The 22,866-nt window shown below is 40.9% G+C and carries 11 protein-coding genes; 5 read left to right on the top strand and 6 right to left on the bottom strand.

The window, feature by feature from the left end; all coding sequences use genetic code 11:
- The first annotated feature begins 256 nt into the window (after positions 1-256).
- Together FEE95_RS09270 and FEE95_RS22120 are read left to right on the top strand one after the other, a co-directional pair.
- A complete protein-coding gene (locus FEE95_RS09270; protein ID WP_138657665.1) occupies positions 257-12,145 on the top strand; it encodes a T9SS type B sorting domain-containing protein in 11,889 nt (3,962 codons plus the stop codon).
- A gap of 31 nt (positions 12,146-12,176) precedes the next feature.
- Positions 12,177-12,329 (top strand): hypothetical protein, encoded by a 153-nt coding sequence (locus tag FEE95_RS22120; RefSeq protein ID WP_171037019.1) that lies wholly within the window; start codon positions 12,177-12,179, stop codon positions 12,327-12,329.
- Between the two features lie 439 nt (positions 12,330-12,768).
- On the opposite strand, the gene FEE95_RS09275 is transcribed toward FEE95_RS22120, so the two are convergent.
- The 6 genes from FEE95_RS09275 to nirB are packed head-to-tail and all read right to left on the bottom strand — an operon-like array spanning position 12,769 to position 19,140.
- The gene (locus FEE95_RS09275) at positions 12,769-13,134 is read right to left on the bottom strand and encodes a DUF7009 family protein (RefSeq protein WP_138657666.1); all 366 of its coding nucleotides are present in this window, start codon (positions 13,132-13,134) and stop codon (positions 12,769-12,771) included.
- A complete protein-coding gene (locus FEE95_RS09280; protein WP_138657667.1) occupies positions 13,124-13,717 on the bottom strand; it encodes a precorrin-2 dehydrogenase/sirohydrochlorin ferrochelatase family protein in 594 nt (197 codons plus the stop codon). The genes FEE95_RS09275 and FEE95_RS09280 overlap by 11 nt, the downstream gene beginning before the upstream one ends.
- Positions 13,718-13,743: 26 nt before the next feature.
- Entirely contained in the window at positions 13,744-15,588 is a 1,845-nt protein-coding gene (locus FEE95_RS09285) for an ATP-binding protein (protein WP_138657668.1), read from the bottom strand.
- A 9-nt stretch (positions 15,589-15,597) separates the two neighbouring features.
- Complete coding sequence (locus tag FEE95_RS09290) at positions 15,598-16,185, bottom strand: DUF4202 domain-containing protein (protein ID WP_138657669.1); 588 nt, start codon at positions 16,183-16,185, stop codon at positions 15,598-15,600.
- Positions 16,186-16,206: 21 nt separating this feature from the next.
- The gene (gene nirD / locus FEE95_RS09295) at positions 16,207-16,587 is read right to left on the bottom strand and encodes a nitrite reductase small subunit NirD (protein ID WP_138657670.1); all 381 of its coding nucleotides are present in this window, start codon (positions 16,585-16,587) and stop codon (positions 16,207-16,209) included.
- 48 nt (positions 16,588-16,635) lie between these two features.
- On the bottom strand, positions 16,636-19,140 hold the full coding sequence (gene nirB, locus FEE95_RS09300) for a nitrite reductase large subunit NirB (RefSeq protein ID WP_138657671.1): 2,505 nt from the start codon (positions 19,138-19,140) through the stop codon (positions 16,636-16,638).
- Positions 19,141-19,258: 118 nt separating this feature from the next.
- On the opposite strand from nirB, the gene cobA reads away from it, so the two are divergent.
- The 3 genes from cobA to FEE95_RS09315 all read left to right on the top strand — a co-directional run bounded on the left by cobA (position 19,259) and on the right by FEE95_RS09315 (position 22,800).
- Complete coding sequence (gene cobA / locus FEE95_RS09305; RefSeq protein WP_138657672.1) at positions 19,259-20,032, top strand: uroporphyrinogen-III C-methyltransferase; 774 nt, start codon at positions 19,259-19,261, stop codon at positions 20,030-20,032.
- A gap of 238 nt (positions 20,033-20,270) precedes the next feature.
- Positions 20,271-21,668, top strand: coding sequence for a CmpA/NrtA family ABC transporter substrate-binding protein (locus FEE95_RS09310; RefSeq protein WP_138657673.1), 1,398 nt, complete (start codon positions 20,271-20,273; stop codon positions 21,666-21,668).
- Positions 21,669-21,699: 31 nt separating this feature from the next.
- Positions 21,700-22,800: an ABC transporter permease gene (locus tag FEE95_RS09315; protein WP_138657674.1), complete on the top strand. Its 1,101-nt coding sequence runs from the start codon at positions 21,700-21,702 to the stop codon at positions 22,798-22,800.
- Positions 22,801-22,866: the final 66 nt, after the last annotated feature.

Raw genomic sequence — 22,866 nt, forward strand, 5'->3', positions numbered from 1 at the left:
GCTCAGTAAAAGTGAATTTGGCCCAGTTAAATTAGCCATGGTGAGAATAAGGTCATTTTTCCTACAAATCTCTAAAAATCAGTCATTAACAACAAAATTCAGGCGGGTCACAACAATAAATTTTATTCTTTGCTTTTTTACTTGATTTTTGTTAATACCGTTCAATTTTAGCTTAATCTGTAATTGACAATTAGCTATTTGTAGAATGTTATAACCTTACTAAGCTAAAATTGCTTATTAAAAAATTAGCCCCCAAATGCTAGCCAAACCTACCAAAAATATACTACTAGTCCTATTGTGCTTTCTAGCCAATCAGGCAATCATTGCTCAGAGCAACCCGATAATTGATTTGGTTAACAATCCCAATAATAATGTTGATGGAAATATTTCCACCTGTGCTAATGATGGGAGCCTATTGCCCAAAATATTTCTCTGCGGGGATAATGATGTGGCCGACCTTACGGTTAGCTATCCAGGTGCGCAAAGTATCGCCTGGCAAAAATTAGATGTAAACAGCTGCACAAATTTTGGCGATGACTGTACCAACAGAAGTCCGTCGTGTAGCTATAGCACATTATCCTCAGGAAATGCTTTTGTTGTGAATGACGAAGGTAAATATCGTCTTAGGGTTGATCAAGGTAATGGGGTTTTCGAAAACCACTATTTTCATGTGTATCAGAATTCTTTGGAGGTATTATACCAAACAGCTGATATTGGGTGTGAACCTACGGGTAATATAACCGTTACCAATCTCGGTAGCAACTACGGCTTTCAATTGGTCAATGCTGATTCTAATCAGATATTGGTTCCTTTTAGCGCAGACAATGGCCCTGCCTTCATTATTACGGCTGACGGTAATTATCGAATAGAGACCATGCAACTCAACCCCAATACGGGTGAACCAATAGAAAATGGATGTCTTTTTAGTACCCCGGATATAGCCATTGGCACGAGTAATTTTCAAGTACAAGCAACATCCACAGAGGCCGATTGTGATGGTGTAGGCACGGTTACGGTAACAGCATCCAACGGTACTCCGAACTATGCCTATGAATTGCGTTTAGATGATGGGCTCGATGGTGGCCGTGGAACATTGATAGACGTAGTAACCAACCAAACAGCGAATACCTACACCTTCACAGGTGTGGGGCAAGGCGATTATCTTTTGGTAGGTCGTAATAGTGACGGTTGCGAACAATCAGCTCCTACAACTGTTGTTGTGGACCCCGATAACACCTTGACTTTTGACGCAAGGGTTTCACAACATATAACCTGTAAAGAAGGTAATATTCTGGTAGACCCTGATGGAGGCAAACCGCCTTACAGATATGCTGTTTGGAAATATGTTGATGAGTCAGACAACGTAATTACTACCTATGATTCCCCTTCTGATATTCCTAACTCGGAGTTTCAAACTAGGGAAATCATGGACGTTCTTGATCCAGGCAACTATAGCTTTGTAGTTATCGACCGTTTTGGTTGTTTTACCATTTCAAATTCGGTAGATATCGAATTCGTTCCGCCCGCGGAATTTGATATCGCTACGGTCACTAACATAGCCTGTTTTGGTGACGCTAGTGGAGAAATTCAAATGAATCTCATTGATAGCAATGGGTATCAAATACAGTATTACCTGTTCGATGATACCATAACTACACCGGAAGCTAACGCAGATGGCTTCTCTTTTGCTGGGGCCATCGCTTTCAATTCTTCGGGCTATTTTCCTGGGTTAATTGCGGGTGAATATACCGTGGTAGCCAATATGCGCAAAGGAAGTGCTGAATGTAATTTTGCCGAAAACATGCTTGTGACAGCGCCGAGTAATGGATTGGCGGGAGAGGCCATAGTAATACTGCCCTATACGTGTACACAAACTGGTACCATTCGCGCCGATAATTATGGAGGGGGCACCCCTTTTCCTTATGGCGTTGGTGTTCCAGGGTATGACTTTAGTTTAAACGGCTCGCAATGGCAATCGGGTAATGATACATTTATAGGCCTTCAGCCCGGTATTTATACGATATTTATCAGGGATTCTCAAGGCTGTAGTATAGAAACAAATTCTGTTGAGATACTTGCGGTTGATAGCCCTGATGATTTAGTTTTTTCATCCACTCAGATCACATGCAACGACCCTACATCTGATGTAACTGTGACCATTGTTGGTGGCACAGCTGACTACACTATTCAAATAACGTCACCTTCAGTGCAAAGCTCCAACAGCATTGTTGATAATGTTGCGGTTTTTGAAAATCTTACCCCTGGCACCTATACTTTTGAGGTGACCGATGTTAACGATTGTACTTATGAGGAAAGTTTTACCATCCTACCTATTACAGAAATCGGAGTTGTAGGAGAATTACTTGAAAATGTAAGTTGTAGCGGACTTAGCGATGGTGCTTTAAGGTATACCGTAAATGGTTTTGAAACCACGTACTCCTATACTGTTATCGATGGTTTAGGAACTACGATTGCCTCGGCGAGTTCAGTTACCAACAGCGTAATCCCTTTAAATAATCAACCGGGAGAAACTTATACGATCACAGTTACAGACGATATTACTACCTGTTCTGCAACCACCACGATAACAATTGAAGTACCCGATACCCCTCTTACGGCTACCTTAGAAGTAACAGATCTTAGCTGTACCGCCACGGGCACCAATCCAGGTTCAGTAATGGTTACTGCTATCGGTGGATGGGGTGGCTACCAATATGAACTGGAAGACCCATCTGGTACAGTTGTGGGACCACAACCCACAAGTTCTTTTACTGGTTTAACGGATACTTCAGGCAACTACACGGTGACGGTTACAGATACTGGTGGCTGTGAGGTAACACAAACTTTCGTGCTTACGCCTGTAGTTGTTCCTGTTTTGGAGGTAATGGCAAATAGCCTATGTTACGATAGTGCAAATGGCCTAACATTAACGGCTAATGTAACCTCAGGTGGTGAAGCTCCTTTTCAGTACCGCCTTGCAGGTGGTGCATACCAATCCAATCCTGTTTTTTCCGGATTAGCCCCAGGCAACTATACCGTTGAGGTAATCGATAGCAAAAATTGTACGGCAAGCGAAAGTATTGAAATCTTTCCCACCTTGACTGCGGCTGCAAATTTGGTTAAGGACCTTGATTGTTCCGCAACTCCAGATGCGGAAATAAGCATAAGTATCTCTGGTGGCAATCCAACATTTACCTATGAAGTAATTAGGGATGGTAACTCGGTTCAAGCAACTACTCCAGTACCAAGTATACCTTTTTCCTACTTTACTACAACTGCTGGTATTTATGAATTTATAATTACGGATATCGAAAGTTGTACAGTTACAACAAATCAGATATCAGTTACGGCGAATACAGCCCCTACCTCAATTGAGGTAATTACCGAACCTTCATGTAACACGAGTTCAGACGGTATTGCAGAACTACAAATTTCAGGAGGAACGCCACCATACCAAATCGTTTTTGATGGAAGTGCGCCCTCTGCACAAACAACTTATCCGGGACTAGTTGCAGGTACCTACAATTATACGGTAACCGATCAAAAAGGTTGCGTACTTACGGATCAAGTTACACTTACAGCACCAGATGCATTGATTCCTGGAACCATTGATGTCCTGCAAGACTACAGATGTGATAACAGTTCAGCAATCCTTCAAGTAATCAATTATTCTGGGGGAACACCTGGGTATACCTTTAGCATTGACGGGGTTAATTTCCAGCCTTCGGATACATTTAGTACGGGAATTACCGCTGGACAATATACTATTACAGTAAGGGATGCAAATGGTTGTACGGAACAAACTCCGGCAACCATAATAGACCCATTGAATCCGCCTAGCGAGTTGACATTTACGGCAACAGCATCGACCTGTCCTGCAATAGTTTCAGATGTTACCGTCACGGTAGTAGACGGCACTGGTCCTTTTACTTATGAAATTACCGCTCCAGCATCGGCAACTTCGAATACAACCGGTGCATCTACCGGTGTATTCACAGGTCTTACGGCAGGTACCTATACGTTTCATGTTATCGATTCAAGAGCTTGTGAAATTGAACAAAATTATACTGTTGTTGACATTCCAGAAGTTTCTGTCTTATCACAATTAACGAGTAACGTAAGTTGTGTTGGTACGGGGGATGGTGAATTCTCATTCACCGTAAGTGATTTTGCCTCTACTTACAGTTACATCGTGGAAAACAGTGGTGCATCTGTGGTACAAAGTCAAAATAATATCAATGTAACAACAGCAATCGCCGTAGGAAGTCTGCCTGCCGATACCTATACGGTTACCATTACCGATGACACTACCAATTGTACGGCGACGACTGTAACTACTATTAACGAACCGGCTACTGCGTTAGACTTTACCTTTACCAATACACCTGTTACTTGTATTGAGAATGCAACAATCACGGTCACTCCAATTGGTGGGTGGGGTGGTTATGAATACCAACTTGAAAATACGGTTGGTCCTGCCTTGGTTTATGCTTATCAAAGTAACAACGTATTTACCAATGTACCTGCTGGCTCTTACACTATCTATGTGCGTGATTCAGGCGGATGTGTCGTTGATAAACCTATAACCATTGACCCTGCCGATGCACCAACTATCGCCTTGGACCCAACATCTGATTTTTGTTATGATGGCACGGATCAGGCTTCATTGGTAATTAACGTTACAGATGGCATAGCTCCATATTCATATCGGATAGATGGTGGTAATCCCATAACGGCGATTGGTAATCCGTTTACAATTTCAAACTTGATACCAAAAACCTATACTATTCAAGTTATAGACGCGTATGGATGTGTATCGAATATACTTACGGAAACTATAAACCCGCATTTAACAGCTTCGGCGGTTGTCACAAAAGCTTTGGACTGTTCTGCTTCGCCCGATGCTATAATAGATGTAACCATTTCAAATGGGTATACGCCATATGCGACTTACGAAGTCAGTTCAGATGGAGGTGGCAGTTGGGGAGCGCCTGTTGCAATTGTTGGTAGTAACTTTAGCTATAGTACAGCGGTCGATGGAACGTATGACTTCAGAATTACCGATAATAGTGGATGTGCCGTAATAACCCAAGCTACTGTTGCACCGATTCTTAACCCGGTGATTACCTCTTTGGTTCAAACCACCGATATATTATGTAACGGCGATGCTGGGGCAACGATCCAAGTCAACTTAGATCCCTCACAAGGTGTTGCTCCTTTTACCATTGCAGTAGTTAATACAACAACAGCTACCAATTATGGTACACAAACTTCTGGTCTTCCGGCCGGAACTTACGAAGTAACTATTACCGATTCGAACGCATGTACAGATATGGACGTAATTGTAATTACGGAACCAGATGTAATTACATACGCAATTGCCTTAACAGATATTCAATGCGATGCAGCTGGCACAGATCCTACAAATAACACCATTCCCGGTTCAATATCGGTTACCAATGTCGCAGGTGGAACAGTTGAATATACCTATTATCTAACGGCAAATAATGGTATGCCGACACAGACCTATACTACTTCTCCTGGCAGTCGTGACCATACTTTTACTATTTTAAATTTTGGTATCTATCATGTTGAAATTATTGATGCCAACGGTTGTACGGTAACCAGTAATGAAATTATTGCCTCTCCACCAGACGATCTGGATATTGATGTGAGTACGGTGACGACAGACTGTTCCGTAGGCGGGACAGCAATTGTATCGGTATCCTCGGCATTTTCAAGCAATGATTATGAGTTTGCCATTCTAGAGTATTTTTCACCGCCGTATTCGAATAACTACCAAGGCCCCGACGTGGTCAATGGTGATACGGCAACTTTTACGGGATTAGTACCGGGAACGACCTATACATTTGTAGTTTTTGATAATGCTACTAGGTGCTATTATTTTGAAACTGCGGACGCCCCTATCGATTCTCCATCAAACTTAACTTCAACTTTAGATGCCGTAAATAATGTTAGTTGTAAAGGTAGTGCCGATGGCTCGGTTAGTTTCACGTTTGACAATTATGATTCCGGAGCTACGGGTGTTTCTTATGAAATATTCAATGCGCAATCCAATATTTCTACAGGTCTGGGAAATCCAAATATTTCGGTAAACCCTCCCGCCCCGGGAACGGGGGTTCAAATCTCAAACGCGGGTCCTTTACTTCCGGGCGTATATTACATCTTATTTACCGAACTAAATGGTGCATTCCCAGGTTGCTCCGTAGCTTCTGAACAATTTACGATAGAGGAGGCTTCAGTACAGCTAGTTGCCAATGCCAATTTGGTAAAAAACGATAATTGTAATCTTAATGCCGGTGAGGTATCTGCAAGCGGCCAATTTGGTCGGGCACCTTATGAATTTCAAATTGCCCTGAGTACTGATACGGCACCTACCCAACTTACTTGGGCCGGATCTTCTACTAATGTTTTCAATGTTGAAGGAGGGAACTATATCGTTTATGTAAAAGATGCTTTTGGTTGTATTCAACCAGCTCCAGTACTCGTGCCAACAGATCCAGAACCTGAAATTTCAGTAGTAGTTCCCAACGAGTGTACAGCAGATGAAGGAGCCTTTAGTTCGGTTATTACTTTGGATGTTGCTGGTATTGTGCCACATGCCATTCGTGTTGATGGCGGCGCTCCCCAAGCAGCACCTGCTTTGGTTAATGCAGGAGATACCATGACGATTTCTAATTTAAGCTCAGGTCCTCATTCTATTGAAATTTTGGATTTGAATGGGTGTGGTGAAATAGAAAACTTCACGATTTATCCTCCGCTAACTATTTATGCAAACATAACAGCAGGTGAGAATTGTGACCCTGCCAATTCGGGTGAGGTTTCCGTTTTTGCAAATGGTGGTTCAGGCAACTATTCTTTTAGTCAGATTACTCCAGCCGGCGCAACAAACACAACTGGAATTTTTACTGGGCTGACACATTCCATCGCCTATACTTTCGAAGCGAGAGATACGACAACAAACTGTTCGGAACAAGTTACCATAACCATACCTACACCAGCTATTCCAACCTTTACTTTAACACCAACACCGGTCAGTTGTTTTGGGGGTAGTGATGGTACCATAACAGTAAACCTTTTAGCGGGTAATATCGATACACCATATTCATATAGCCGTGATGGCGGTACTACAACACAAACATCAAATGTTTTCAATGGCTTAGCAGCCGGTACCTATACTATTACCGTAATTTCCGATAAGGGATGTCAAGATACCGATACAATTGACATTGCAGAACCAACTCAGTTAGATATAAGCGCAAATCGTTCGGACTTCAGTTGTGATGATGATGCTAGTACAATTACGGTAACAATCAATGAAACTACTCCAGGAAACCCTTCTGGTACTGCGCCTTACGCGTATAGTTTTGACAATGGCGTAAATTTTCAGCCAACAAATACCTATCAAGTACCTTTTGGCTCTCCTGATATCAACGTGGTAGTGCGTGACGCTAACGGATGTCTAGATACTGAAGTGGTATCGATTCCAATCCGTCAAGATGTAACGGCAACGATTACCGCCGATGCACCAATTGATTGTGCAGATAATCAACAGGTAATTTCAATTAATGCCATCGATGGTTCAGGTAACTATACCTACACCGAGTTGCCGAGTGGTGCAACTGTAGCGGATCCAAACGCTATTATTTTGAATCAACCAGGGACTTATGTCTATGAAGTTTTGGATACCACTACAAATTGCTCTGTAACAGTAGAACATATTATTGCGCCATATGATGTTATTGAGGTCACCGCAACAGTAGCCTCTGAAGCTTTGTGTAGTGATAGTACTGATGGCACAATAGAAGTAACCATCACAGGCTATACAGGAACGTTTGATTATGAGGTACTTGATGCTTCAGGAAATGCTATTGCTGGAACCGCAGACTCCGATAATGCCACTAGCGACCCGTATGTCTTCACCGTCTCCACTACAGTAGATGCCGGAATCTATTCAGTACAAATATCAGAGACCGCATTCCCTGAATGTGACGGCATATCAAATCAAGTTACCGTTGATGCGCCAGAACCTTTATCCTTACAATTGGTAAGCAATGTAAATGCCAATTGTAATGAAGCCAACGCTATAGTTACCGTTCAAGCTACTGGTGGTACAGCTCCTTATTCATATGGAGTTTCTGTACGTGGAGCCGGTGACCCAGGTGCTTACCCATTTGACAATACTGTCGAATTGGATCCAACTACTGGTCTTGATTGGGACATCTATGTTCGTGATGCCAACAATTGTGTTATTGCCCTACCGCTTGAAATTACGGTAGATACGGATACCATACCAGATATTGCCTTGGCAATCGATGATGAGTGTGCAGCAGAAGGTGCTTTTGATATTATTGTTTCTTTAGATGCCGTTAACTTCGGTATCGCACCCTACACGATGAGTATAGATGGTGGCGCTTTCGAGAGTATTGGTAGTTTTCCACATACCTATTCCAATCAGCGTTCTGGGTCACATATCGTAGTTATCCGAGATGCCAATAATTGTGGTGAAACTGAGAATATAATCATTGATCCAGAGTTGTTAATAAGTACTTTAGTTGTGACACAACCAACTTGCACCACTAATGACGGAGTAATTGAATTTACAATTACAGGAGGCGATGCTAGTAACATGGTAACACTATTAAACGCTGGAACATTAACGGATACAGGACTAACACCAACAGGAAACCAATTTGTAGGTGTAGGTTCTGGAGACTATATTGTTCGAGTTACAGATACTCCTTTAACGCCATCGTCATGTTTTGCAGATGCCCCGGTATCTTTAGAAATCCCTACTCCAGTTACCCTATTGCCCACAGATTGGACAGATATCAGTTGCACCGGAGCTTCTGATGGAACAATTACCATCAATTTGGAACCTTCAAGCGTTGGAGTTAATGATAATCCTATTTATTCCTATACCATTGAAAATACTACCCTCGGTTCAGCACCCGTAAATCAAGATACTGCATTATTCACCAATTTAGCACCGGGAGTATACAACATCACCGTCACCTCTGGTCGTGATTGTATTGCTACCGACCAAGTGGAGATAGTAGAACCTAACCCTTTAACAGCGGATAATCCGGTCGTAAATCCATTTACTTGTGATGTAAATAATTTGGTAAACGTTGCCACAATCGACGTTGCGAATATAAGTGGTGGAACTTCCGACTATTTCTATTCCGTTGATGGTACAAACTATTTTCCCATTTCAGGTACTTCTTTTAGCCATTCCGTAACGGTATCGGGAGATTACACATTTATTATTCGAGATGATAACGGTTGTGAACTTCCTTTGCCTACGGTTACTGTTGAACCTTTGCCAGTTATTACACTTTCTGTTACAGAAGGTTTTGCAGATTGCCCAACCGGACAGGAAATTTCGGTAACTTCTACTGGACATTCAACACCTACCGATCTTACATTTGAACTGTTGGAGAAAGGCGAGATACAAGCGAATCTGACATCAAGTACTGCAACCTTTAATTTGACGGATCCGGGGACTTACAACATTAAAGTAACGGATAATGTAACTGGGTGTTATGAGTTAATAGGATATGAGATTGATCCTAGGCCGCAATGGGATATTGCCCTAACAGCGACCACCCCAATCACATGTTTTGGTGATACCAATGGTACATTGGAGGTTACCTTTACTGGCTACGCCGGAGCTTATGACTATGAGGTATTCAATGAGGATGGTACTACAGCAGGTGTAAGTAGTACAGGTGAAACTTTACATCCGTTATTGATTTCTAACATGCCAGCAGGTAACTATTATGTAAGCGTAACTCCTACCGATTATCCATATTGTGAAGTAAAAGAGACTTTAGTAGCTACAATACAATCACCCATAGAACCTCTTACAGCGGTAACAGAAGACTTATTGGCCTCAGGTTGTCCCAATGATATGGGCGAAATTAGTGTGGTTCCTGAAGGAGGATACGCACCTTATGATATTACATTGACGCCTTCTTCTGGTTCACCGATTGTCGTATCCGATGTTTTTGCTCATGTGTTTACTAGATTACCTGCAGGCGGGTATACCATTCTTGTTGTTGATTCGCAAGGTTGCCCTTGGAATGGAACTGGAAATGTTGCCCTTACCCCTGACATAGATGCATCGGCTACTGGCACACCGCCAGTTTGTTTCGATGACCCCGATGGCATCATTGTGGCGAATGCTACAGGTGGTTCAGGAGAGTTTAACTATTTTATAAATTATTATGATGAAACTGGAACCTCTATAGAGTTTACCCCCAGCGTTCCACAACAAAGCAATGAATTCAACTTCCTTGGTGAAGGATATTATAGTATTACAGTAACCGATGATATGGGATGTAGCGATACTACGGCCATTATTTTCTTGGATGGTCCTGATCAGCTTTTGGCCGAAGTTGCTCTAACAACCGCCATGACCTGTGATAGCCCAGCGATAGTTACCGCAACTGCCGCAGGTGGTACAGCACCTTACTTATATCAGTTAGAAGATGATTCAGGAAACATTGTAACCGCGTTTCAATCAAACAATGTGTTTTCCGTAAGTGATGCAGGAACGTATAGGGTTCGTATAACAGATGCCAATAATTGTGAAACCTTAGGCCAAGTACCCGTGGTAGTTCCAGAAATTCCACCGGTGCAATTAACTATTGATTTTGCAAGTACATCCGTTAGCTGTGCTGACGATATGACGGCTTCTATTTATGCTTCGGCTATTGGAGGCATTGGCGAATATACCTTTGATTTGATTTTAGGAGGAACCGTTGTACAAAGTCAAATAGACTTTAGGAAAGTTGTTTTTGAAGATTTAGCCCCAGGGGAATATACGGTAAGGGTAACTAGCGAAGGTGGATGTCCCCCGGACGAAGAACTTGTAAGTATTTCAAACCCAGAACCCTTGATTTATAATAGTGAGGTTACACCAGAAACTTGTGTTGATGAGCAAGATGGTTCAATTACGCTAATGTTATCAGGTGGCGGAGGCGGCTACCAATATTCAATTTCTCCGAACCTTGATCAATTCTTTAACGAAGACCCTGAACAAGGGCTTCCTACTGGGCAGTATCGTTTTGAAGATTTAGCCCCAGGTGTATATACTATTATAGCGCAAGACAGTAATGGTTGTTTCTTTGTTCGAGAATATCCTATTGAACCTGCTACTGAGATGATGATTAATATTGAAACGACCCCCGAGACCTGTGAAGGTGATATGGACGGTTCTATTACACTTGATATCTCCGGTGGAACAGCACCATACAGTACACGACTAAGTACAGAATCTAGTTTTATTCGAGATAGGCTTACCTTTCCTGATATGGCTGCAGGAGCTTATATCATCTTCGTTGAAGATGCTAATGGTTGTCCAGTTGATTTAGGTGTCACTATTGAACCAGGCGTTAACTTGAATGCTATTGTAGAGCCAATTTACGAGTGTACTGGTAATATTCCTGAAAATTATATCAATATTACCTTCGAAGACCCAAATATTATAGGAGATGTTCTTTATGCTTTGGACTCAACAGATCCAAATGATTTGCAATTAACACCAGACTTTAGAAATATTGCTCCAGGTTCACATTATCTGAGAATACAGCATTCAGGGGGTTGTCCAATAGATATTCCATTTGAAATACAGGCCTTTGATCCGCTTACTTTGATGTTGGAACAAAATAATCTGAATGAAATTACGGCTATTGCCGATGGTGGTGAACCAGCTTATACGTTCTATTTTAACGATTACAATAATGGCTCCGATAATACTTACCATATCAATAGAAGTGGTACTTATGTGGTCAGAGTTATAGATCAAAATGGTTGCGAGGCAATGGCCAATATAGAAATGGAGTTTATAGACATTGAAATACCTAACTTCTTTACCCCAGATGGCGATGGACAGAATGATCGCTGGTTGCCTGAAAATACTGAAGGCTGGCCTGAAATTGTAGTCAAAATTTACGACCGCTATGGTAGGGTAGTGGCAGATGATGTAGTCAATAGAAATGGATGGGATGGGCTCTATAAGAACAGCGAATTGCCTACAGGTGATTATTGGTATGTCATAAAACTTCATGGTGAAAATGACGATCGCGAGTTTGTTGGGCATTTTACATTATATCGCTAATATTTGTGCAACTTAGCTAACCATTTCGTTTATGTATAAAATCGAGATAAAAGGCTCCTTTGAGCACCTACAGAGAATTTCAACATTTCTCGACAACAACCATATTAAGCACAATGTAGTTGGGGATATTGATGGTGGATATTCGATTGAAGAAATTGAAGAGAGTATTAATTGGCCATTTTAATTAGGAGAATAACCAATTGTTAAGGTCAATTGGGATTCTTTTGTAAATGCGGTTCCTTCATCACATCTACAAAATAGAAAACACATTAACTACTGAGGTGCTACAGTCTGCAGAACTTAAAAAAACTTGAAGTATTATCGGTAATGAAGAAACAACCTAAGAAACCAGGTTGTACGAGACTAGTTGAACTCAGAAATTACTATTTGATAAGAATTGATTTTGACAATTTGTTTTATTAACTTTATTTAATAAAGAATTACATCATTTGCGTCTAATTAGTTTAAAAATGGCAATACGGTGTACAGCTTTAAACAAGCAGGGTAAAATATTGAAAGTCAATGTGATAGATTGAATGTTTTCAGTCTGTCATCCCGACTGAATGAGAAAGTGAATCGTAGATACGGTTCACTTTTTTTTGAAAGTTTTTAAAAAGGAGAGTTCACCTCATTTTCGGATTCGGATAGTTATCCGATTGGTCTTCTTCGCGCTCATCCATACAGACAAAATCCTTTTCGATTAAAAGTTTGAGCTCTGAACCGTTTAGTCCTCTTACGCTACGACTAAAACCAATTTGATTGGATTCAAACCAAATTTTGCTCATTCCTGTTTCTAAAAAGAGGGTTATAGTTTGGTCCCGAAATTGAGCGGCTAGGGTATCAATTCCTTCCTTTGCTTCTAGAGCATAGGTGAATATCGTATTGCCAAAATCTGTAGTTTCTTCTAAACGACCAGTATTACAGAAGGTCTCCACTTCTGATTTGGTAAGTCTATAGCGTATGGAATTTCCTCTTATTCTAATTTTCATCCTTCATTTTCTTTTCAACCAAACCTTTGGTAAATTCATTTAGTGTTTCCACCTTTTCTTCAAAGTCTCCCTTGATGGTCTTCCTAAATTCGTTGAGGTTTTTTACCAAATCATCAATATTTTCAGGAATCACATCTTCAAAAAACTGTCGCAAACGTTTCGCAGTAGTGGGGGACTTCCCATTGGTGGAAATCGCGAATTTTACATTGCCCTTAGTCACGATACCACCCATATAAAAGTCACAATAGGGAGGGTTGTCCGCTACATTTACCAAAATATTCTGAGTTCTGCAATCATGATAAACTTGTTCATTAACCGGAATGTTATCTGTTGTTGCGATTACCATATGCATTCCCAGCAAATAATTTGAATCATATTCTGCCAGATGCATTTTGATTCCGAATTTTTCGGCAAGTGCTTTAGTTCTCTCTCGAAATGTGGGTGAGACCATTTCGACCTTTGCATTTGGACTCGATTTCAACAAGAAGGTCAGTTTTTCTTCCGCAACATTGCCACCTCCCACGATTAAAATGTTCAGCTGTGATACTTTGAGAAAAACGGGATATAGTTCGTTACGCTCCATGGAATTCTTCTTTTTTATTACTTCTTTTAATTTTCACTCTCTAGGAGGTTAGAATCTATGGTTTTATAGTTTATCGTTACCCGTGTGCCTTTACCTTTTTCCGAATTGATAAACAGGCGTCCATTGATATAACTAATTCGTTCTTTCATAAAGAATAGCCCCATTCCACCCTCACTATTGTTTTTTGGAACTTTGTCTAGAATTGAGGCGTCAAATCCTTTGCCATCATCATCAATGACGATGCTTAGTATATCATCTTTAAAATTGATTGTCACTAAAATATAGTTGGCTTGTGCATATTTAATGGCGTTATTTACCGCTTCTTGGGTAACTCGATACATGTTGGTTTCTGCAAGAGAATCGAATCGGATATGCTCATCTGTTTTATTCTCGAAAAGAATAGTTTTACCCGTCAGTTTTGAAAGTTCTACGGTCATCTTATGAAGGGCAGGAAAGATGCCATGGTCACTCAATTCAGGTGGTGTCAAATTGAAAGTTGCTGTGCGAACACCTTTTATCAAGTCAGAAGTAAGGTCTTTTAAATAGGAGATTTTCTCTCCTGTTTTTTCAATGTTTTCCAAATCAATGGATTCAATATTGAACTTTAAGGCCGTGAGCATCTGTCCTATACCGTCATGGATATCTTTTGCGATTCGTTTTCGCTCCTCTTCCTGTCCTTCAACAATTTGGCTCGCCTGCAATTTTTTCTGTAGCATTCGCTCCTCGAAGTTCTCTTTGGTCAGTTGTTCTACTTTTAGCGCATTTTGTTTACGTTGCGTAATATCTGAACATAAAATCAAGATACTCTGCTCTTTGCTGGCCTGGTGCATGGGTATGATAGAAATATCTAACCAAATTTGATTGCCGGAGCCAGTGGATATCTGTATTTCCTCATTTCTAATAGTGTTCTTTCGGTTGCTTTTTAAGACTTCCTTCAGGTATTGTTGCTGTCCCTCATCCCTAGTTAAGAGTTCCGATAGAGGAGTATTTAGTTGCTCTTTTTTAAGTCCCAAAAGTTTCAAAAATTTCTTGCTAATAAAAACAATACTTCCATCTTTACGGGCACTGGCAAATAGCGCCGCATTGTCAATTACAAAATTCAGCTCTTGTAATTCTCGTAGGGATTTCTCTTTTTCGGTTAATAGGGTCTCAATTTTTTGCGCATTGGTGTCGGATTCTAATTGGCTTTGCATCAGATTTGAAATGGTCTTTCTAATCTGTATGGATAACGGCTTAAAAATAAAGAGCATTTCTAGCAACAAAATCAAAAGGGAAAAGGCTAATAACCAGTATTCCTTCTGTTTTAAATTTTGAAGTTGGGCATTACTACGTACATCGTATTTGTTTACAATATTGTCCATCAAACTTAAAAATGAACGCTCATTTTCTAAGAGAATCGTTTCCAGTTCGAGAAAGTCAATAGTTGCTATTCCTTCATTGGATAGTATTTTTTCAGTCGCGCCTACCATAGCTGCATGATGGGGGTCTAAATCTTGAAAAAGACCAAGGATTTCGGCATCTTTTTCGGGAGGAAGATTCAAAGCTTCATCTCCCATTTGAAGTCCCTTATGAGAAGCTTTCCAAATGGACAAGGTTTTTTCAATTTCGGATATAATCTCTTGTTTTTCCTTTGGGGAAGACGCATTATTAAGCAACAATACTTCTTTTACCAATTTTTGACTGAATGCTCTCTGACGACCAGCAACATTAATGACGCGGGAATCATTAAGTTGGGAATTTAAATGTGTTTGGATTAATATTTGCGCCACAACAATGGTAAGTGCAATAGCTGCTAACGCCAAAAGATACCACTTCCGAATCCGTAGGAAAGTTGTGGTGTCGAGAGCCTTTTGATGTTTGCTATTTGGCATAAATTGTCGCTATGAAATTGCTTTGGTGACCAAACCAAGTGTATCTTCTGATAGGTTTAGTTTTAGTGCTGCATCCTGACCTTTGTCTGACATTTTCCGCCATGTTTTTTGAAGAATGTCAATAGTTTTTTCTTCCGGATGTTTCGCTGCGAATGGTTCGAAATAATATTCTAAAAATACCAAGCAGATGACATCCTCCAAAGTTTGGGTTTCTGCGTTCTTTTTTAATTGTTTCTTTTCCAAAAGAAACTGGACCTTCTTGATTACCTCCTCGGAGTAGCCTACTTCTTCTAAAAGTGAGGTCGCTTTTTTTGCATGGAATTTCTTTAACTCCCGCCGCCATCGTAAATACCCCTCCCGATTCATTTCGTAGGAATCACGTGCGATTTCCCAGCGACAAATATGTTGACAACGTGCTGTTAGCTGTAAAGCTTCAGAGGCATCTGGGGCAAAGGTGTTCAACTGCTCCGTCATTCGTTTAGCGTACAGTAATTCTTTCGGATATGGTTGCCCTTGAAAGGTTTCCGTATGCGGATCTTCTTGATTGGCTGCATCAAAAAGTTGAAATGCCCGCTGTAATTTATCTGAAGTTGCCATACGATTGGAGTTTGGCCAAAGCTATTCAGAAAAGCCTACATACACAAAGCCATCTTTTACTTTAACGGGATATGTGGCAATCGCTTCCAAATCTCCATTTAAGTGTTTTCCTGTTTTTAGGGAGAAGTTATTTTTGTGAAGGGGACAAGCGACTTTGGCCTCCATATTTTCTTCTCCAATCATCCCCCGAGATAAAACCATTTCCATTTTGTGGGGACAAAGATTTTGACAGGCGTACCAAGTACCTTCTCGGGTAAAATTGAAAATTGCAATTTGCTTGTTTTTGTATTTGATACAGGCGCCGCCATTTGACGGAAATTTCGAAACACTAGCTGCCTTGAACCAGAACTTTACATCTTCTTCAGTAACGGTTTTATATGTGCTTAATCCTAACGTAGTCATTCTTTTGGTTTTTATTTCGTACTTCGTATTTCAACCTTTGTATTTTTATTAGGCCCATTCTTTAGGCATCTTTTGCTCTCTAAGGGAAACAAACTCAATATTGTCATCCGTTTCCTCGGAGTTCACAAAGTGGGTGTAACGTTCCCGTATTTCGGGAGTTTCTACGGCTTCTTTCCATTCGCATTTGTACGAGTCTACCAAGGCTTGCATTTCGGCATCGAGTTCCTCGACAATTCCAAGGGAATCATTGATAACCACATTTTGCAAATAGGTAATGCCTCCCTCTAATTTTTCCAACCATGGTGCGGTTCGCTGTAAGGGTAGTGCTGTTTTGATATAGAACATTATAAAACGGTCAACATATTTTATGGCGGTCTCTTTGTCAACTTTTTCAGCAAGCAGTATCGCATGCTTCGGGTTTGCTCCGCCATTTCCACCGACGTATACATTCCAACCGCCCTCTACGGCGATAAAACCAAAATCTTTACCTCTGGCTTCGGCACATTCGCGAATACAACCGGATACGCCTCCTTTAAATTTATGCGGTGAACGAATACCTTTGTAACGGTTTTCGATTTCGACAGCAAAGCTTACACTTTCATCCATTCCGTAGCGGCACCAAGTGGAGCCAACACAACTTTTGACGGTACGAAGGGATTTTCCATATGCCTGTCCGGTTTCAAAACCTTCTTTGATGAGTTCTTCCCAAATTAGGGGAAGCTCATGTAACTTTGCGCCGAACATATCAATACGTTGGCCACCCGTAATTTTGGTATATAAATCATATTTCTGGGCGATTCTACCCATCGCCATAAGTTGTTTGGGTGTGATTTCTCCGCCAGCAACTCGTGGTACAACAGAATACGTTCCATTACGCTGTATATTCGCTAGGTAGCGGTCATTGGTATCTTGAATGGTATTTTGCTTATTCGCCGTCTCATTGTAAATACTGGCAAAAATTGCTGCCACGGCAGGTTTACAAACTTCGCAACCATGTCCCGTTCCTACCGTGTCCAGCAATTCATCATAATCTTGAACACCTCTTAATTTTACAATATCAAAAAGTTCTTGGCGTGAATATTCGAAATGCTCACAAATCTGGACTTTTACCGTTTTTCCTAGAGTTTTTAAACTCTCAGTAATCAGGTCTGAAACCATAGGTTTGCAACCTCCGCATCCAGTGGCTGCTTTAGTAGCTTGGGCAACGGACTTTAAATTCTCATTGCCGTCTTCTAAAACGGAACAACAAATAGCTCCTTTGGTAACCGCTTCGCAGGAACATACGACTGCCGTATCCGGTAAATCCATGGCACTTCCGAAGGATACGCCTCCTTCGCCTCGACCTCCAATAATGAGTGCTTCTGGATTTTCAGGCAAAGGCATCTCATTCTGATACATTTGAAGCAACATATTATAATCATCGGCTTCCCCTACCAAAATACCTCCCAATAGTTTTTTGCCGTCATGAGAGACATTAATCCGTTTGTACAGACTTTCGGTTTTGTTTTCAAATATGATGGAATGCCCTTTATCTGATGGCATAAATGGTGTTCCAAAACTAGCGACGTCAACACCGATTAATTTTAGCTTGGTTGACATATCTATTTCAGCGGCCATTTTGGTTTCTTCCTTTCCAAGAATTTGGTCCACGGCAACCTGCGCCATTTCATATCCGGGAGCGACCAAACCATAAATCATTTGATTATATAGTGCTACCTCCCCAATGGCGACAATATTAGGGTCTGAGGTTTCCATTTTGTTGTTGACGACAATACCACCACGTGTGCCCATATCTAGCCCCGCACTTTTCCCCAATTCGTCACGCGGACGGATTCCTGCAGAAATAACCAACATATCCACATCTAAAGTATCGTCTTCACCGAATTCCATTCCGGTGATTTTGCCATTTCCTAGAATCTGGTTGGTAGCTTTGCTCAAGTGAATATTGATACCCATCGATTCCAATTTCACTTGTAGCACTTTACTACTTCTACTATCCAATTGACGCGGCATTAGTTTTGGGGCAAACTCTACTACGTGGGGTTCGAGACCCATGTCCATGACCGCCTTAGCAGCTTCCAAGCCTAAAAGTCCGCCACCAAGAATGGCAGCTTTGCCACCTTTGACAGTGTTTGCATAGGCTAAAGTCTCTTCCAAATCTTCAATGGTACGGTATACAAAAACGCCTTTCTTTTCTACACCACGTATGGGCGGTACAAAAGGAACGGACCCTGTAGCCAATACCAAATGGTCATACGAAAAGGTTCTGTTTTTTGAAGTGGAAATTGTTTTAGTGGCTCTATTGATTTCAGAAACGCGTTCGTTGGTATAGAGTTCAATGGTATTCTCTTGATACCAGCTTCTGGGTGCCAAACTTAAACGCTCGGCATCACCATCTTCAAAAAATTCACTGAGGTGAACGCGGTCATAGGCGACTCGTGGTTCTTCGCCGAAAACGATGAGCTTGTATTTTTTGGTATCTGCTTGTGCTACAAATTTCTCACAGAATTTATAACCTACCATCCCGTTTCCAACGACTATAATAGTTTGCATGTGCTTCGATTTAAAAATCAAAATTAAGTATAAATACGTATTTTTAATATAATTATATGAAAAAAAATACGTACTCTTGTTATGGATTTGATAATCTAATTCAAAAATTATGTCAAGTATGAAAGCGGATAAAAGACTAAAAGTCAGTTTGGTTGGTGCAGGGCCTGGAAGCGAAGACCTTATAACTGTTAGAGGTTTAAGATTATTAAAATCTGCCGATGTAATACTTTACGATGCTCTGGTAAGTAAGGAACTGCTTTCACAAGTTGATGATTCCATACCGAAAATATACGTAGGAAAACGTTGTACTCAGCATTCCTTTAAACAAAATGATATCAATATCTTAATTGTGGAAAATGCCTTCAAATATGGACACCTGGTTCGCCTAAAAGGAGGAGACCCTTTTGTCTTCGGAAGAGCGCATGAAGAGATTGAGTATGTAGAATCTTTTGGAATTCCTGTATCAGTAGTACCAGGAATATCCAGTGCATTATCCGTTCCGGCTAGTCAAGGAATACCGATGACCCGTCGTGGTGTAAGCAGTAGTTTTTGGGTAATGACTGCCACGAAAAGGGATGGTTCTTTTTCCGAAGATTTGAAATATGCTTCACAGTCGTCTGCTACGATGGTTGTTTTAATGGGTGTTCGAAAATTACAAGAAATTGCTGATGAGGTAAGTAAATACAGGAGTTTTGAAACACCTATTGCTGTAATTCAAAATGGCACTTTACAAAACGAATGTTGTGCCGTTTCTACCTTAGGTGCTATAGATATGTATAGTAATACCATTGACATTTCTAAACCGGGTATTATCGTTATCGGCAATGTTGTGGCCGAGCATCCTTCCTTTTTTGAAGAAGAAGTGCAGCGCGTACTTCATTCTAGTTTATAGGTATACCTTATTATATAGGACTAGGTAACTCATCCTTTTTCCTTATTACAATTTTTTGAATTCTTCAATTTCAGTATCTCTTTTTTCACAATTCTCAATTTTCGGAGAACACTTTATTCCATCCTCATAAAAATACGTATATAGGTCGATAATAAGTGTTGAGAATACGTATAAATACGTATTAGTACGTATTTTTGAATCGTCGAGAAGATGTATAACTAAATAAATCGTGTTGAATATGAAATCAATTTTGAAAAAATCCTTCTTTCTATCGGTAGCATTGCTAATGGTAGCCTGTGGAGGAAAGGAAGCAAAAAAAGAAACTGCTCAAGCAGCAACGGAGGCAGTTACTTCTAAAACAAAACAATTGGATATTGAAAAACCACAACTCACTTTCGGTTTTATCAAATTAACGGATATGGCGCCGTTGGCCATTGCGAAAGAAAAAGGCTTTTTTGAGGATGAAGGACTTTTTGTTTCCGTGGAAGCGCAGTCGAATTGGAAGAATGTATTGGACCGGGTGATTGACGGACAATTGGATGGTTCGCACATGTTGGCCGGACAGCCGATAGCAGCAGGGGCAGGTTTCGGAAGACAAGCACAATTAGTTACTCCTTTCTCTATGGATTTAAACGGAAACGGCATCACAGTTTCCAACGATGTTTGGTCTAAAATGAAACCGAATGTTCCCAAAGGGGAAGATGGTAAACCAATTCATCCTATTAAAGCGGATGCTTTAAAACCTGTAATCACTGATTACAAGAATAGCGGTAAGCCTTTTAAAATGGGAATGGTATTTCCTGTTTCAACACACAACTACGAAATACGCTATTGGTTAGCTGCGGCTGGAATTCACCCTGGTATGTACACCGCTGATAATGTACAAGGACAAATCGATGCCGAGGTTTTACTTTCAGTTACACCTCCACCTCAGATGCCAGCTACCTTGGAATCTGGAACTATCTACGGGTATTGTGTAGGTGAGCCTTGGAACCAACAAGCCGTATTTAAAGGGATTGGTGTTCCCGTAACTACGAACTATGATATCTGGAAAAATAATCCAGAGAAAGTTTTCGTGATGACTAAGAAGTTTGTTGATGACAATCCGAACACGGCGATTGCGGTTACCAAAGCTTTGATTCGTGCGGGTAAATGGTTGGATGAGCCTACGAATAGAGCAGAGGCAGTAAAGATTCTTTCTATGTCTCAATATGTTGGTGCTCCTGAAGAAGTATTGGCAAACTCCATGACAGGAACTTTTGAATTCGAAAAAGGTGATAAGCGTGAGATGCCTGATTTCAATGTTTTCTATAAGTACAATGCCACCTATCCTTTCTACTCTGACGGTATTTGGTTTTTGACGCAGATGCGGAGATGGGGGCAAATTCCTGAGACAAAAACAGCAGCTTGGTACGGTGAAACCATTAAAGACATTTATCGCCCAGATATCTGGAAAAAAGCGGCAGACTTATTAGTGGCCGAGGGGCAGATTCCTGCAACCGATATTCCGGCGACAGATGGGTACAAGCCTGCCACAGCAGATTTTATCGACGGCACGACCTATGATGCGAAAGACCCTATTGGATATATCAATAGTTTTTCCATAGGAAATAAAGACGATAAAGACATCCAGTAAACAAATCGAAATCGAAGCAAAGACAAGTAGCATGGATCAAGAAATCATATTAAAAAAAGAAGGGCAGGGGCTTGCATTTTTAAAGCCCTTGGTAGCAAAGTTTACCTCGAAGTTTCAGAAGGGAGATATCATCTCCTCCTTAAAGAAAACAGGAATCACCATAGTCTCTATACTATTGTTTTTAGGCTTATGGCACTTAGGCTCGAAAGCCCTTTACAATAAAGAAGCGGCGTATAAGATTGAAAAGGCACTAACCGAGCAAGGGCAGGCAGCTGCAGATGCAGAACGCGCTTGTATCGCATCAGGTGACAGTAGCTGTCAACCGAATACGCTGCCTTCTCCAGCTCAAGTATGGAGTTCATTACAATCGTTGATTGCGGACCATAAGGTAATTACTGCGGACAAGGCGGCATTTGTTGAAAAGATGGCGGAAACGAATGCTAAACTGGTGGCCGAAGGTAAAGATGCGATTGTCTATACGGGTCGTGCCTCGTTTGTAGATATTGTTTTAACAAGTATCAAAACGGTGTTCGCTGGCTTTCTATTGGCACTTCTAATTGCCGTACCTATCGGAATTATTATCGGTTTGAGTCCGTCATTGCGGAGTGCTTTCAACTGGTTTATTCAAGTTTTTAAACCAGTATCCCCAGTAGTTTGGTACCTGTTGGTTTTTATGATTGTAAAGACCTTGTATATCGGTGATAGTTCTGATAATGCTTTTGTTATCTCCTTTATTAGTGTAGGTCTTTGTGCTATGTGGGCGACGCTTGTCAATACAGCTATGGGTGTTTCCTCTGTTGACAAAGATTATATCAACGTGGCCAAAGTATTAAAACTGGGCACTTTTCAAAAGGTGTTTAAAGTGATTTTACCTTCTTCTCTGCCTTTGATTTTTACAGGACTGCGAATTACCCTTTCGGTAGCTTGGATGGTATTGATTGCGATTGAACTTTTGGCACAGAGTCAAGGATTAGGACTCTTTGTTTGGGAGGAATTCCAAAACGGAGCAAATGATTCCAACGCTAAGATTATCGTGGCAATGTTCATCATTGGTATCATTGGTTTCCTGTTGGATAGACTGATGCTAACCGTGCAGAATATGGTATCCTTCAATAAAAACGAAGGAGTTTAGGAAAGAAGTACGAGGTACGAATTACGAAGTAAGAGGTTGAAATACTTAAAATTCAGCACTTATAAC

The sequence above is a fragment of the Maribacter algarum (ex Zhang et al. 2020) genome (assembly GCF_005885635.1).
Classification (GTDB): Bacteria; Bacteroidota; Bacteroidia; order Flavobacteriales; family Flavobacteriaceae; genus Maribacter_C; species Maribacter_C algarum.

What these genes read in the sequence shown, in the direction of transcription:
- nirB (WP_138657671.1), bottom strand. Translation starts at nt 19,140, where the DNA reads ATGCAAACTATTATAGTCGTTGGAAACGGGATGGTAGGTTATAAATTC.
- FEE95_RS09285 (WP_138657668.1), bottom strand. Translation starts at nt 15,588, where the DNA reads ATGCCAAATAGCAAACATCAAAAGGCTCTCGACACCACAACTTTCCTA.
- nirD (WP_138657670.1), bottom strand. Translation starts at nt 16,587, where the DNA reads ATGACTACGTTAGGATTAAGCACATATAAAACCGTTACTGAAGAAGAT.
- FEE95_RS09315 (WP_138657674.1), top strand. Translation starts at nt 21,700, where the DNA reads ATGGATCAAGAAATCATATTAAAAAAAGAAGGGCAGGGGCTTGCATTT.
- FEE95_RS09270 (WP_138657665.1), top strand. Translation starts at nt 257, where the DNA reads ATGCTAGCCAAACCTACCAAAAATATACTACTAGTCCTATTGTGCTTT.
- FEE95_RS22120 (WP_171037019.1), top strand. Translation starts at nt 12,177, where the DNA reads ATGTATAAAATCGAGATAAAAGGCTCCTTTGAGCACCTACAGAGAATT.
- FEE95_RS09275 (WP_138657666.1), bottom strand. Translation starts at nt 13,134, where the DNA reads ATGAAAATTAGAATAAGAGGAAATTCCATACGCTATAGACTTACCAAA.
- FEE95_RS09310 (WP_138657673.1), top strand. Translation starts at nt 20,271, where the DNA reads ATGAAATCAATTTTGAAAAAATCCTTCTTTCTATCGGTAGCATTGCTA.
- FEE95_RS09290 (WP_138657669.1), bottom strand. Translation starts at nt 16,185, where the DNA reads ATGGCAACTTCAGATAAATTACAGCGGGCATTTCAACTTTTTGATGCA.
- cobA (WP_138657672.1), top strand. Translation starts at nt 19,259, where the DNA reads ATGAAAGCGGATAAAAGACTAAAAGTCAGTTTGGTTGGTGCAGGGCCT.
- FEE95_RS09280 (WP_138657667.1), bottom strand. Translation starts at nt 13,717, where the DNA reads ATGGAGCGTAACGAACTATATCCCGTTTTTCTCAAAGTATCACAGCTG.